Genomic DNA, 12,393 nt, shown 5'->3' with positions numbered 1-12,393 from the left:
ATCCACAGTAGCCTTACACTACGGAAATGTACTAAGGGCGAAATTCGTGCTGTCGCACTACTAAAATCTCCAAAAACCAATCGTTTCACAATCTCCCCGTTCACCACTCAGCATCCACACTTTCAAACTAATTTCAGCACTTTGACGCACAGATTCCGGACAACTTTAATAACTGTTGCATATACGAACGATGCTAGTATCTTCACTGAGATTTATATGAAGTCTCGTTAAAGCCGAAGCAGAAATCCCTTAAGCTTCTCCGTTCGCGTGTAAAGTATTCGTGAAGACTTAATTCTGTAATTTCACTTAATCATCTCACACGAGTAGAACTGGGTTGAACTTGTTTCTAGGCTGACCCCCCTCTGATCGCGCCCTGCGCTTTCTGTCCTTTTGTTCTTGGAGCGTCTATGTCCCGCAATTGGTTTCTTGCAATCCCATCTCTGGCGCTAGGCGTGAGTGCCGTCCTAATCGCTGGTGCCGCTCATGCCCTTACTCCCATCACTTCCGCCGAAATCCGGGAAATTGTGAGACAGGTTCGATTCGTACCGAGGGGACAAGCCGAGCGCAATGCAATTCTGTCAGAAATCATGCGCCCCGATGATGCCCTCGTCACTGCAAGATCCTCGCGAGTCGGTTTACGCTTCAACGACGGCTCCTGGGCACGAGTGGGCGAAATGGCAACTTTCCGATTTGTGCCAGGAACCCGAAATTTCCGCCTCAATAATGGAACGGTACTATTACTGATCAAACCGGGACAGGGCAGAACGACGATCGATACTCCGAACGCCTCCGCTGGAGTCCGGGGATCAGCCCTGTTTGTCCGCTACGATGAGCAGACCGAAACCACTGTCGTTGGCGCATTAACGAATAATCCCAATGGACCGATGGAGATCCTCGACAACACCACGGGACGCAAGCTGCCTCTAGAAGCGGGACAAATGGCGATCGTCGATCCTCTAGGAATCCGCCTATTTAATTTCGACATGCACCGCTTCTACGAAACCAGTGACATCGTGCGCGGTCTAGATTTGCAGCGTCGAGAAGCCCAACCCAGTGCGGAACCAGGAATCGCAGCCGTACAAGCTGAAACCTCTCAAGCCCTGCGGGAACAAAAACCGCTCACCGGAACTGTGATCGAAAATCCCAGAATGGTGCAGCTTTCTCCTGCAACGGAGACTCCTGTAGCAACCCCCGCTCAGAATTCAACTTCTCAAACGAACACCACGACGGCTGAAACTAAGCCTGATTCTGGAACGAGCACCACTGGGGGAACCACACCGGGCGGTTCAACTTCTGGTAGCACAAATTCTGGTGGCTCAACGACAGGGGGTAGGCAAGCCAATGAGCGCGATTCCCCGGACGGCGCAGTGAAAACTGACACGACAGGTACGACTGGGAGGAATACGAACTCTGGAACTCCAACAACGAACTCTGGAACCCCAACAACGAACTCTGGAACCCCAACAACGAACTCTGGAACCCCAACAACGAACTCTGGAACCCCAACAACGAACTCTGGAACCCCAACAACGAACTCTGGAACCCCGACAACGAACTCTGGAACCCCAACAACGAACTCTGGAACTCCAACAACTCCCAACACTTCCACCGGAACTAATTCAACTCCAGCAGGTACAACACCTACAACGCCTGGTGTAACAACTCCAAGTGGTAATGCAACGCCAAGCACTTCAGGCACGACCACTCCTTCCACATCTCCTACCGTCCCCCCGCCTTCCAGCGGCACAACAGCCCCTGCCCCAACCAGACCAGGCGGTAGCCCCATTGAAGCCACTCCAGCCCCTGGCGCTTCTACCGCTCCAGGCACGATCGTTGCCCCATCTCCCAACCCCAACCCCACCACCAACACCCCAGTCAATCCCGCTGTTACGCCTACTCCTGTTGCCCCCACACCCAGCGCATCTCCTACGACTCCCACGCCCAGCACTTCTCCTGCTCCCACACCCACCATCCCAACTCCCTCTGCAAATCCATCTCCGACTCCAGCACCGAATCGCAACACGGAACAACCGCCAACCGCTCCTACACGTCAACTCATTGACCTTGATCCAACGCGCCCTGCTGTTCAAGATCAGCCAGGTTCAGTCTCTACTCCTCCAGCACAAGCTACTCAGCCTCCGGTAGAACCGTTGCCCGCTCCACCCGTGCAACCTGCTCCCCCTGCCCCAGCACCCCCTGTCATTACACCCGTCGATAATTCAACCCAGCCCCCGATCCAACCGATCGCGCCTCCGCCTGCTTCCCCAGTCCAGCCGACTCCCCCTCCTGTGGAGCAGCCTCCAACTCCTCCAGTGCAACCCGCACCAGCTCCCCCTGTGGAGCAGCCTCCGCAGCCCGCGCCTCCAGTGGAGCAACCCCCACAACCGACCCCTCCGGTAGTTCAGCCCCCCCAACCGACTCCGGCTCCTCCAGTGGAACAACCGCCAGCACCCGCACCTCAACCCCCAGTGCCAATTCGGAACTCTGTGCCTCCAGTTCCTAATACTCCGTAAGGGGCGCATAAAACAAAGAGGGCGATCGATAAATTCCCGATCGCCCTCTTTGTTTTTCTAATCACTTCTACGCAGATGGAACCAGCCGCTTCCTTAATGCTTCCGCCCGTCGTTTTGCGGTCTGATTTGCAGGTTCAAGCGCTAGTGCTTGATCGTAAAACTCCAAAGCCTGAGCCGCTAACTGCTTCCGCTCATACGCATGTCCCAAATTATTCAACGCGGTCACATACTCTGGCATCAGTTTGATCGCTTCTTTGTACTGCCGAATCGCCAAATCGAACTGTTCTTGAGCAAAATAGGCAAATCCCATCGCGTTGTACACGGCTGCAAGATCCTGACCTTCAAGCGTTTCGAGCTTGATGGCTTTCTGGAACTGGTTGATCGATTGGGAAAATAGCCGCTTGTCGAGCAGAATGCTACCAAGTTCATAATATTCTTCTGCGGTTCCTTTCCCTTTGCTGAGTTTGCTTTGTAGGCGAGACAGAGCACTTTCGACCCGACGAGTTTTCAGGACTTGCCGAGCGACGAAGAAGGCGGCGCTACTAAGCAATACCAGCAGAAGGGAGATGTAAAGAATGGGGGAGGCTACGCTGTCCATAAGATTTTGTCGATCGCGAATTTTAAGTCCATGTCCCAGCGTATCTCAAGGAAGACCCCAATAGGTAGCCCGCTGTTGTAGCCATCCTTCAGCTTTCCACCGTAGCAAAATTCGATCGACGGCTCTCCGTAGTTCATCCGATTCGAGTCCCTTCGGAAAGACGATCGCTAACGGTTCCGCTGCAATCCAGAATGGCAAAATTCGATACTCTGGAAATTCCTGCGTCCAGCCTGTTAGAACGCTCACATCGCCAGCAAATCCAACAGCTTGCCCTGATTCGATTAATTGCTTTCCAGCTTGATAAGAATCGATTCCAACAAGTTTGACTTGGGGAAATTGAAAACGAAGCGCCGCGATCGTACTGGAATTATTCAAAACCGCGATCGTCTGATTCGTTAAATCTCGCTGAGTTTGAATTGCTGAACTCTTGGTAATGATCCCCGTTCTATCCAGATAATACGGTTCGCTGAATGCCACGATTCGAGCGCGAGAAGAATTTACCGTGACACGAGCGATCGCGAAATCAACTTCTTCATCGGTCACAACAGAAAGACGATCGCGATTACTTACAGGTCGGAACTCGATCGCAATCGATCGCCCAAATAGCTCTTGTGCCAACCGTTGCGCGATCTCGATTTCAAAGCCTTGTAGCTTGCCTTGAGCATCCCGAAATCCCAGCGGTCGAACGTTATCTTTTACCGCCACGATTAGCTTATTGCGTTGAGCGATCGTTCTTAAATCTGCCGCAAACAAAGAAGGGGACACAATCAATTGCATCCCCATCAGAATCAAAAATGCGACGAATCGCTGTTTCATTTAAGCTTGAACTGCTTTCTCAACAACCTTCGCGAATCCAGCCGGATCGAGAACTGCCAATTGAGCCAGCATCTTACGATTAATCACGATATCTGCTTTCTTCAGCTTGCCGATCAGTTGGCTATAGCTGATTCCTTGTTGACGTGCAGCCGCATTGATCCGAGTGATCCACAAACGACGAAAATCACGTTTCTTCTTACGACGATCGCGATACGCATTCCGCAGCGCTTTCATCACCTGCTGATTGGCTGTGCGGAACAACCGAGAATGAGAGCCACGAAAGCCCTTCGCGAGTTTTAAAATCTTCTTGCGGCGTTTCCGAGCCACATTGCCGCGCTTCACCCGTGCCATGTTTCAACTATCCTTAACTAAATTTGCTGTAAAGCGTGTCTAAACCCCAGATAAAACATTATCTAGAGATAAGGCATCATCAGCCGAACATTCGCTTCATCCCGTTCGTTCACCAAGTCTCCGCCTGCAATTCGACGACGACGGCTCATACTCTTGTGAAACAGCAAGTGATTTCCATGAGTGCGACGGCGCTGGATCTTGTCACCACCAGTTGCTTTAAAACGCTTTTGTGCAGATTTACGGGTTTTCAGCTTCGGCATGGGTTTGCTCTAATTCGACACAGCTTTCAATCTTACTATGATTTTCAAATTTCGGGCAAATTCTCTCGAATTAAATCCGCAATATTAATTAACCTGAACTAGAAGACTACCAGCTATAAGTTCTGCTCTATTTATTCTCTCGAAGAATTTCTAAGCCATAACTATTCCGTTCGATGCCCCAAACCCTTAGCGTTGAAAGGAATAAACTGCGCCTGCAAATCGTCCACTTTGGGCACGGTTAATGGTTCGGATCTATTCGCGTGGTGAGGTAATGACTGTGAATCTATTCAAATTCAATGAACAGTTCGGATTAATTAGCCTGATCGCAGGTTCTTTGAGCTTGATTGCGACAAATGCTGTCGCCTCAGAACCCGCCCAGACAACAAACCCAACAGATGCGATCGCTCAACCCAATCCCACCATGAACCAAATTCCGTCGGTGGCTCAGTTGAGTAACGGCTCAACGAACTCTATGGGACAAGTCACTTCGGTGTCTCAGCTTTCTGATGTCCGCCCCACTGACTGGGCATTCCAAGCACTCCAATCCCTGGTTGAGCGCTACGGCTGTATCGCAGGTTATCCCGATCGTACTTATCGCGGGAATCGCGCTCTCACTCGTTTTGAGTTCGCAGCAGGTCTCAATGCTTGTCTCGATCGCGTCAACGAACTGATCGCTGCTTCGACCGCAGACCTGGTGAAGAAAGAAGACCTCGCAACCCTCCAAAAGCTGCAAGAACAATTCGCAGCAGAGTTGGCAACGATTCGCGGACGAGTGGATGCGTTGGAAGCTCGCACCACAACCTTAGAGAGGCAGCAATTCTCCACCACCACGAAACTCCAAGGGGAAGCCATTTTCAGTCTTGCGACTGCCTTTGGAGCCTATGATGGCGGTCTCCCTCAATTTGTCGCGAATACCAACATTTTACCTGGACGCGATCCGGGCGTTGTGTTCAATAATCGCGTTCGCTTGAACCTCAACACCAGTTTCACAGGAAGAGACCTCCTCATCACTGGCTTACAGGCTTACAACTTCGGTGGAGGACCCAGCAACATTCTTCCAAATGCGGGAGCTGGCAGCATTGCAGGAACTTTAGGCTACGGCGACGTGATTTTCGGCAATGCCAGTAACGTGCGCTTGTCCTTTGAACCTCAGTTTCCAACGATCAATCCACAAACCTTGACCGCTCGTGGCGGCAACAACAATGTAGACCTCTATAAGCTGCTGTATATCTTTCCCGTTGCCGATCGCCTTTCGTTATTTGCTGGAACCAATGCTGAAGTCTCGGATGCGTTTCCTTCGATTCTGCCTTGGGCAAGTGAAGGGCAAGGAGCAATCTCTCGATTCGCCACCCTTCCCGCTGCTCAACGTGTTTCTGGAGGCACGTCTCAAACAGGATTAGCATCTGCTGCTGGCTTTATTTTTAATATTTCGGATTCGATCGACTTACGCGCCCTTTACGGCAGCGTCAACGCGAACCTCGTAAGCAACCAAGGTTTAGCAGGCGGAACGCCATTAGGCGCAGGCGTTTTTGGGGGTAGCTATGTTGCTGCCGCTCAACTCACCGTCCGTCCTTCTCAAGCCTTCACGATCGGCTTGAACTACGCTCACAGCTACCACCAGATCAACATTCTGGGAACAGGCTTGAGTACCTCTGACATTGGCTCAATCTTGTTTCTTCCGACCGCTGCTGAAGTCGCAACCGACGGTGCAGGTTTAGGACCTTTGGGCGCGATCGCAAACCAAGGAATTCGGTTGAATACGGTAGGTGCAACTGCTGCATTCCGATTCAGCCCGAATATCAGTCTTGCAGGTTCCTTCAGCTACATTTTTAGCGACCTCGTTGATATTGATGCCTCTACAAACTTCCAAAGCTGGCAAGTCGGCTTATATTTCAGCGATTTTCTTAGAAAAGGGAATTCAGCCGGATTCATTGTTGGACAACCCCTCAATCGTGTCAGTGTCAGCGGGCGAGCCTTTAATCCTGAAGACACTGATCCCTTTCAAATTGAAGGATTCGTGAACTTCCGCGTCAATGACAATCTCAGCATTACGCCTGGAGTGTTCGCGATCTTCAACCCTGAAGGATTTGATGCCAACGATACGGTAATCACGCCTGTTATCCGTACAACCTTCACATTCTAGATTTCAAGGGTGGCTCGTGAAAAAACCGAGCCATCCTGAAATTTTTCGCTAAAATTGGCAAAGGAAGAACAGCATTCTCTGTTTGACCGAACTCCATGAAATCAGTCGTTTCATGAGAAGTGGGCGGATTGTCCCACTTTTTTTATTTGGAGAAGTTGTTCGATGGCGCATCCTTTGATTCCTCAAATTTTAGAAGTGGCGGCTCCGGTGGCGGAGTCGATCGATCTAGAAGTCGTTCATGCCGTGTTTCAAACGAACCAGAATCCGCCCGTGTTGCGGATCGATGTGCGAAACAAGCAGGAAGATACAGGACTCGATGACTGTGAACGAATGAGTCGTGCCCTAGAGCCGCTTTTAGATGAATTGCTTCCAGATCAGTACGTGTTGGAAGTCTCTAGTCCTGGTATTTCTAAGAATCTGACGAGCGATCGAGAATTCATCTCGTTCCGAGGCTTTCCTGCAATGGTGACGACTTCTGAACCCTTTCAAGGTCACATCTATTGGGAGGGAAACCTGATTCGACGAGACGAAGAAAACGTCTACATCAGCAAAAAAGGACGCACGATCGCGTTGCCTAGATCGATCGTTGCCAGCGTTCAACTGACCGAAAGCGAAGACTGATTTTCTTAACAACTCAATAACTACGGAGATTTCTCTATGTCAATGGTCGCTCTGCCCGGACTCAAAGACATGATCGACGGCATCAGCCGTGAACGCAATTTGCCCAAACACGCAGTCCAAGCGGCACTCAAAGAAGCCTTAATGAAAGGTTACGAGCGATTCCGCCGGACTCAAAAGATTGATGGTGACGGCTTCGACGAAGAATATTTCGACAATTTTGAAGTGGAACTGGATGTCGAAGAAGAAGGCTTTCGAGTGTTGGCAACAAAAACGATCGTCGAAGAAGTCAGCAACCTAGATCACCAAATTTCTCTAACTGAAGTTCAAGAAGTCGCCGCTGAAGCACAAACAGGCGATACGGTCGTTTTAGATGTGACTCCCGATCAAGGCGATTTCGGGCGCATGGCAGCGATTCAAACCAAGCAAGTTCTGGCTCAGAAACTTCGGGATCAACAGCGGAAACTGATTCAAGAAGAATTCCAAGATCTAGAAGGCACAATTCTACAAGCACGAGTTCTCCGATTCGAGCGGCAGTCGGTAATTATGGCAGTCGTGAGCGGATTCGGTCAGCCCGAAGTCGAAGCTGAATTGCTCAAACGCGATCAACTTCCAAACGATAACTATCGAGCGAATGCCACCTTCCGCGTTTATTTGAAGAAAGTGAGCGAAGGTTCTCATCGCGGTCCTCAATTGCTCGTGTCGAGAGCCGATGCAGGTTTAGTTGTTTACTTATTCGAGAACGAAGTTCCTGAAATCCAGGATGATGTTGTGCGGATCGTTGCGGTCGCCCGTGAAGCGAATCCGCCTTCTCGTCACGTTGGACCTCGAACCAAGATCGCGGTCGATACCCTAGAGCGCGATGTTGATCCCGTTGGAGCTTGTATCGGTGCGCGTGGCTCTCGGATTCAAGCGGTCGTAAACGAACTACGTGGAGAAAAAATCGACGTAATTCGCTGGTCGCCCGATCCCGCAACCTATATCGCGAATGCCCTCAGTCCTGCGCGAGTCGATGAAGTTCGCCTGGTTGATCCCGAAGGTCGTCAAGCGCACGTTCTGGTTGGAGAAGATCAACTGAGTTTAGCGATCGGCAAAGAAGGTCAAAACGTCCGACTCGCTGCCCGCCTCACCGGATGGAAAATCGACATCAAAGACAGCCGAAAATACGATGCCGATGCCGAAATGCAGAAAATCTCAGACGCGATCGAAGCTCGTCGCCAATCTCAACCGCCAGTCGATGAATACGAAGACGAGGAAGAGTACGAAGACGAGGAACCCGTAACGGCTCCAGAGCCAGAACTCGAAGAACAAGAGGTTTAAGACGATAGGGTAGACTTAACAAAAATTCTTCTACCCTATGCCCTCAAACATTCGTCGCTGTCTCAGTTGTCGTAAAGTCGCACCCAAAGAAGAATTCCTTCGAGTGGTGCGGCTTTCTCCATCTCATGAAATCTCGATCGAACACGGCATGGGTCGATCCGCCTACCTTTGCCCCACCCCCAACTGCATTCAAACCGCCCAGAAAAAAGATCGCCTCAGTCGCGCCCTGAAAGCGCCCGTTCCACCCAGTATTTATCAAACCTTGAAGCAAAAGCAGGCAGAGATTTCTTCGCTCACCCAACCTGAGCTATACTAGATGCAGTGTCAATTGGGTCGAGCGACCTTCAGTTAAACGCCGTCGATCGCTCTAGTTTCCGTTTACTCAATCCCGTACTGTCGTAGGAGATGTTCCATCCCTTGCTCTGAGATGTTATCTGTATCCTCTCTTCAGTTCTATTGTTCCAGAGCAACTCAGGCATGATATCGAGGGAGAGTAACGCAACAGCCACGATTTCACACCCACCGCGAACAGTTTGCGGCGCTATTTTTCGAGCAAAATTGTCGATCGAGACATCGACAACTGCATTTCTAAGCTACCATTCAACCAAGGGGGTAACATCTTCTTCGAGATTACCGAGGCAAAAATCCTGCCATAACCCAACTAACCTGTCGTTTTAGTCAAAACAGAAGGTCACTATGTAACACCAGAATCGCACGAGGGAAGAGTGGATGAACAACGGCAAAGTCAGAATTTACGAGCTATCCAAAGAATTGAACCTAGACAATCGAGACATTCTCGCAATTTGCGAACAACTTAATATCGCGGTCAAGAGTCACAGCAGCACCATTACGGAAACTGAAGCGCAACAAATTCGCGCTACTGCTGAAAAATACGCTGCCAGTCAGCCGACTCGCAGTGCCTCTGCCCGCCCAACTGCCCCCCAATCTGTTGAATCAAGAAAGAAAACGCCCTTGAATATTCAGAAGAAACAGCAAATCTTAGAAATTCGTCGTCCGATTACGCGATCGACTGCCGAAAAGGAATCATCCGAACTTCGCACTCCTCAGCCACCTCAGTCTTCCCCGGCAGCTCAGTCTCCGGCGGCAAAATCTCCTGAGCCTCCGCGCCCATCGCGTCCGACTCCGACTCCAGAACGATCGACTCCCGTTGAGGCTGAATCTCAACCTGCCGTCGAACCCGCTCCACAGCCAGTCGAATCGATCGCGACTCCGAAAGTGGCAAAGGTCGAGGCTGCTCCCAAGCCTGAACCGACGCTGCAATCCTCTCCTTCGCGTCCATCGCCGCCAGTACGTCCTTCCTCCACAGTGAGTAAGCCTGTTCTGAAGCGCGACAAGCCTGCAACTCCAGAGCAGACTGACAATCGGCAACCGTCGTCCGATGCTAGACCCGATCGACCGCAGCGCCCTTCGATTAACAAGCGTCCTGGCGCACCTGGAAGACCTGGAGAAGCGGCTTCCAGACCTCAACAAATCGTCGAACTACGGCGACCGAAAGCAGCGACAGATGATGCGACCTCCGAAGACGGGACAACTCCCGTACTGCGATCGCGCCCCGTCAAACCGACCCTGCCTGATGCGATCGAGACTTCAGTTCCCGATCTGACGCTGAACAAGCCCACTCCGCCAAAACGTCGCACCAAAGTTTGGGAAGACGAAGAAGACGAAGTGCAAGAATCCTCTGAAAAGGCAGCGAAGCTCGGCAAAGGCAAGCGTCGCGGTCCTCGGATTCAGGAAGATGATGATGACGATCTGGATCTGCTCAATGAAGACGAAGAAGGAGCAGTGAGTCAGGCTCAAGTCAGCTTGTCACTCGCTCGTCCTGCGAAACCGAAGGGTTTACCTGGACAGCAGCAAGTTCGACCTGTGGCAACTTCGGCTCCGACTCAGCGCAAGCGGAATAATTACCGCGATCGACGCAATAATCGCAATGATTCTGAGAAAGCAGAACGTCCAGAAATCATCACACTCACAGGCGGACTCACCGTTCAAGAGTTGTCAAATTTGCTCGTCGTTTCTCCGACCGAAATCATCACGAAGCTCTTCATGAAGGGCATTGCTGCCACCATCACGCAAATGCTCGATGTCGAGACAGCGACGATGGTTGCAGAAGAGTACGGCATTCTGGTGGAAGTCGGTCGGAAAGAAGCCGCTGCCAGGAAAGTCACAGAAATGGTGGATGCAGATGATCTGGATTACCTGATTCGTCGTCCTCCGGTTGTAACCATCATGGGTCACGTTGACCACGGTAAAACAACGCTGCTTGACTCGATTCGTAAGACGAAGGTGGCAGCCGGAGAAGCGGGTGGAATCACTCAGCACATCGGGGCATACCACGTCGATGTGGAACATAACGGTGAAATGCAGCAAGTCGTGTTCTTGGATACTCCAGGTCACGAAGCGTTTACTGCGATGAGAGCACGTGGAGCGCGAGTTACCGACGTTGCGATCTTGGTCGTCGCAGCGGATGATGGTGTTCGACCTCAAACGGTTGAGGCGATCAGCCACGCGAAAGCGGCGGAAGTGCCAATTATTGTGGCAATCAACAAGGTTGATAAAGAAGGGGCACAACCCGATCGAGTCAAGCAAGAATTGACCGAGTACAACCTCGTACCGGAAGAATGGGGTGGCGACACGATCATGGTTCCGGTGAGCGCGTTGACGGGTGACAATCTCGATACGCTGCTAGAGATGATTCTGCTGGTTTCGGAAGTTGAAGATCTGAATGCGAATCCGGATCGACCTGCACGCGGAACCGTAATTGAAGCGCATTTGGATAAGGCGAAGGGACCTGTCGCAACCTTGCTGATTCAGAATGGAACGCTGAAAGTAGGAGATGTTCTGGTTGCAGGATCGGCGCTCGGTAAAGTGCGGGCGATGGTAGACGATCGAGGACAGCGCGTTCAAATCGCAAGTCCGTCGTTTGCGGTCGAGGTGCTTGGTTTGGCGGATGTTCCGGCAGCCGGGGACGAGTTCCAAGTCTTTACCGAAGAGAAAGAAGCGCGATCGGTGGCTTCGGATCGAGCAGATGAACAGCGGACTTCTCGACTGTTGGCAGCGATGTCTTCGCGTCGGGTGAGCTTGAATACCTTGTCTGCGAAGGCGCAAGAAGGCGAACTCAAGGAATTGAATCTCGTGCTGAAAGCGGATGTGCAGGGTTCGATCGAGGCAATTCTGGGTGCATTGAGCCAGTTGCCGCAGAACGAAGTCCAAGTGCGCGTCTTGTTCTCGGCTCCGGGTGAGATTTCTGAAACAGATGTCGATCTTGCGGCGGCGAGTGATGCGGTAATTATCGGATTCAACACGACGTTGGCTCCAGGTGCGCGACAAGCTGCCGATCGAGCAGGCGTAGATGTGCGGGATTACAACATCATCTATAACCTGTTGGATGATATCGAAGGCGCGATGGAAGGTCTGCTGGAACCGGAACTGGTCGAGGAAGCACTCGGACAGGCGGAAGTTCGAGCGGTGTTCCCAGTGGGACGGGGAGCGGTTGCGGGCTGTTATGTGCAGTCTGGTAAGCTCATCCGGAACTGCAAAGTACGGATTCACCGTGGCGGTAAGCTGATTCACTCCGGCAACTTGGATTCGCTGAAGCGGATGCGAGAAGATGCACGAGAAGTGAATTCGGGTTACGAGTGCGGTATCGGCTTGGATGACTTCAAAGATTGGGTCGAAGGCGACACGATCGAAGCTTACAAGATGGTGACGAAGCGGAGAACGCTTGCTCGATAGATTACGTTACTAGATCAATTG

10 protein-coding genes are annotated in these 12,393 nt (G+C 51.4%); 6 read left to right on the top strand and 4 right to left on the bottom strand.

From position 1 onward, the window contains the following. The first annotated feature begins 407 nt into the window (after positions 1–407). A complete protein-coding gene (locus ACQ4M5_RS24705; RefSeq protein ID WP_430678360.1) occupies positions 408–2,513 on the top strand; it encodes a FecR domain-containing protein in 2,106 nt (701 codons plus the stop codon). Between the two features lie 67 nt (positions 2,514–2,580). Here the strand turns inward: ACQ4M5_RS24705 and ACQ4M5_RS24700 are convergent, their stop codons facing one another. The 4 genes from ACQ4M5_RS24700 to rpmI all read right to left on the bottom strand — a co-directional run bounded on the left by ACQ4M5_RS24700 (position 2,581) and on the right by rpmI (position 4,538). Continuing rightward, complete coding sequence (locus ACQ4M5_RS24700) at positions 2,581–3,111, bottom strand: tetratricopeptide repeat protein (protein ID WP_430678359.1); 531 nt, start codon at positions 3,109–3,111, stop codon at positions 2,581–2,583. 45 nt (positions 3,112–3,156) lie between these two features. Beyond that, on the bottom strand, positions 3,157–3,927 hold the full coding sequence (locus ACQ4M5_RS24695; protein ID WP_430678358.1) for a transporter substrate-binding domain-containing protein: 771 nt from the start codon (positions 3,925–3,927) through the stop codon (positions 3,157–3,159). Continuing rightward, positions 3,928–4,278, bottom strand: a complete 351-nt coding sequence (rplT, locus tag ACQ4M5_RS24690) for a 50S ribosomal protein L20 (RefSeq protein ID WP_430678357.1) — start codon at positions 4,276–4,278, stop codon at positions 3,928–3,930. Positions 4,279–4,340: 62 nt separating this feature from the next. Then, on the bottom strand, positions 4,341–4,538 hold the full coding sequence (gene rpmI / locus ACQ4M5_RS24685) for a 50S ribosomal protein L35 (RefSeq protein WP_430678356.1): 198 nt from the start codon (positions 4,536–4,538) through the stop codon (positions 4,341–4,343). A gap of 271 nt (positions 4,539–4,809) precedes the next feature. On the opposite strand from rpmI, the gene ACQ4M5_RS24680 reads away from it, so the two are divergent. From ACQ4M5_RS24680 to infB, 5 genes are all read left to right on the top strand, one after another. Continuing rightward, positions 4,810–6,681, top strand: coding sequence for an iron uptake porin (locus ACQ4M5_RS24680; protein WP_430678444.1), 1,872 nt, complete (start codon positions 4,810–4,812; stop codon positions 6,679–6,681). Positions 6,682–6,843: 162 nt separating this feature from the next. After that, positions 6,844–7,302 carry a ribosome maturation factor RimP gene (rimP, locus tag ACQ4M5_RS24675; protein WP_430678355.1) on the top strand — a complete coding sequence of 153 codons (459 nt, stop codon included), beginning with the start codon at positions 6,844–6,846 and terminating at the stop codon, positions 7,300–7,302. Between the two features lie 36 nt (positions 7,303–7,338). Continuing rightward, positions 7,339–8,619, top strand: coding sequence for a transcription termination factor NusA (gene nusA, locus ACQ4M5_RS24670; RefSeq protein WP_430678354.1), 1,281 nt, complete (start codon positions 7,339–7,341; stop codon positions 8,617–8,619). Between the two features lie 37 nt (positions 8,620–8,656). After that, positions 8,657–8,935 (top strand): YlxR family protein, encoded by a 279-nt coding sequence (locus tag ACQ4M5_RS24665; RefSeq protein ID WP_430678353.1) that lies wholly within the window; start codon positions 8,657–8,659, stop codon positions 8,933–8,935. Positions 8,936–9,348: 413 nt separating this feature from the next. Continuing rightward, complete coding sequence (gene infB, locus ACQ4M5_RS24660; protein WP_430678352.1) at positions 9,349–12,372, top strand: translation initiation factor IF-2; 3,024 nt, start codon at positions 9,349–9,351, stop codon at positions 12,370–12,372. The last annotated feature ends 21 nt before the right edge of the window (positions 12,373–12,393 follow it).

It is taken from the genome of Leptolyngbya sp. AN10 (assembly GCF_050565645.1).
GTDB lineage: Bacteria > Cyanobacteriota > Cyanobacteriia > Leptolyngbyales > Leptolyngbyaceae > Leptolyngbya.
The sequence above is the reverse complement of the archived record's forward strand: the minus strand, read 5'-3'. Positions and strand labels throughout refer to the sequence as shown.

Coding starts and splice junctions, on each gene's coding strand:
- ACQ4M5_RS24705 (WP_430678360.1), top strand. CDS start 408: ATGTCCCGCAATTGGTTTCTTGCAATCCCATCTCTGGCGCTAGGCGTG.
- ACQ4M5_RS24700 (WP_430678359.1), bottom strand. CDS start 3,111: ATGGACAGCGTAGCCTCCCCCATTCTTTACATCTCCCTTCTGCTGGTA.
- ACQ4M5_RS24695 (WP_430678358.1), bottom strand. CDS start 3,927: ATGAAACAGCGATTCGTCGCATTTTTGATTCTGATGGGGATGCAATTG.
- rplT (WP_430678357.1), bottom strand. CDS start 4,278: ATGGCACGGGTGAAGCGCGGCAATGTGGCTCGGAAACGCCGCAAGAAG.
- rpmI (WP_430678356.1), bottom strand. CDS start 4,538: ATGCCGAAGCTGAAAACCCGTAAATCTGCACAAAAGCGTTTTAAAGCA.
- ACQ4M5_RS24680 (WP_430678444.1), top strand. CDS start 4,810: ATGACTGTGAATCTATTCAAATTCAATGAACAGTTCGGATTAATTAGC.
- rimP (WP_430678355.1), top strand. CDS start 6,844: ATGGCGCATCCTTTGATTCCTCAAATTTTAGAAGTGGCGGCTCCGGTG.
- nusA (WP_430678354.1), top strand. CDS start 7,339: ATGTCAATGGTCGCTCTGCCCGGACTCAAAGACATGATCGACGGCATC.
- ACQ4M5_RS24665 (WP_430678353.1), top strand. CDS start 8,657: ATGCCCTCAAACATTCGTCGCTGTCTCAGTTGTCGTAAAGTCGCACCC.
- infB (WP_430678352.1), top strand. CDS start 9,349: ATGAACAACGGCAAAGTCAGAATTTACGAGCTATCCAAAGAATTGAAC.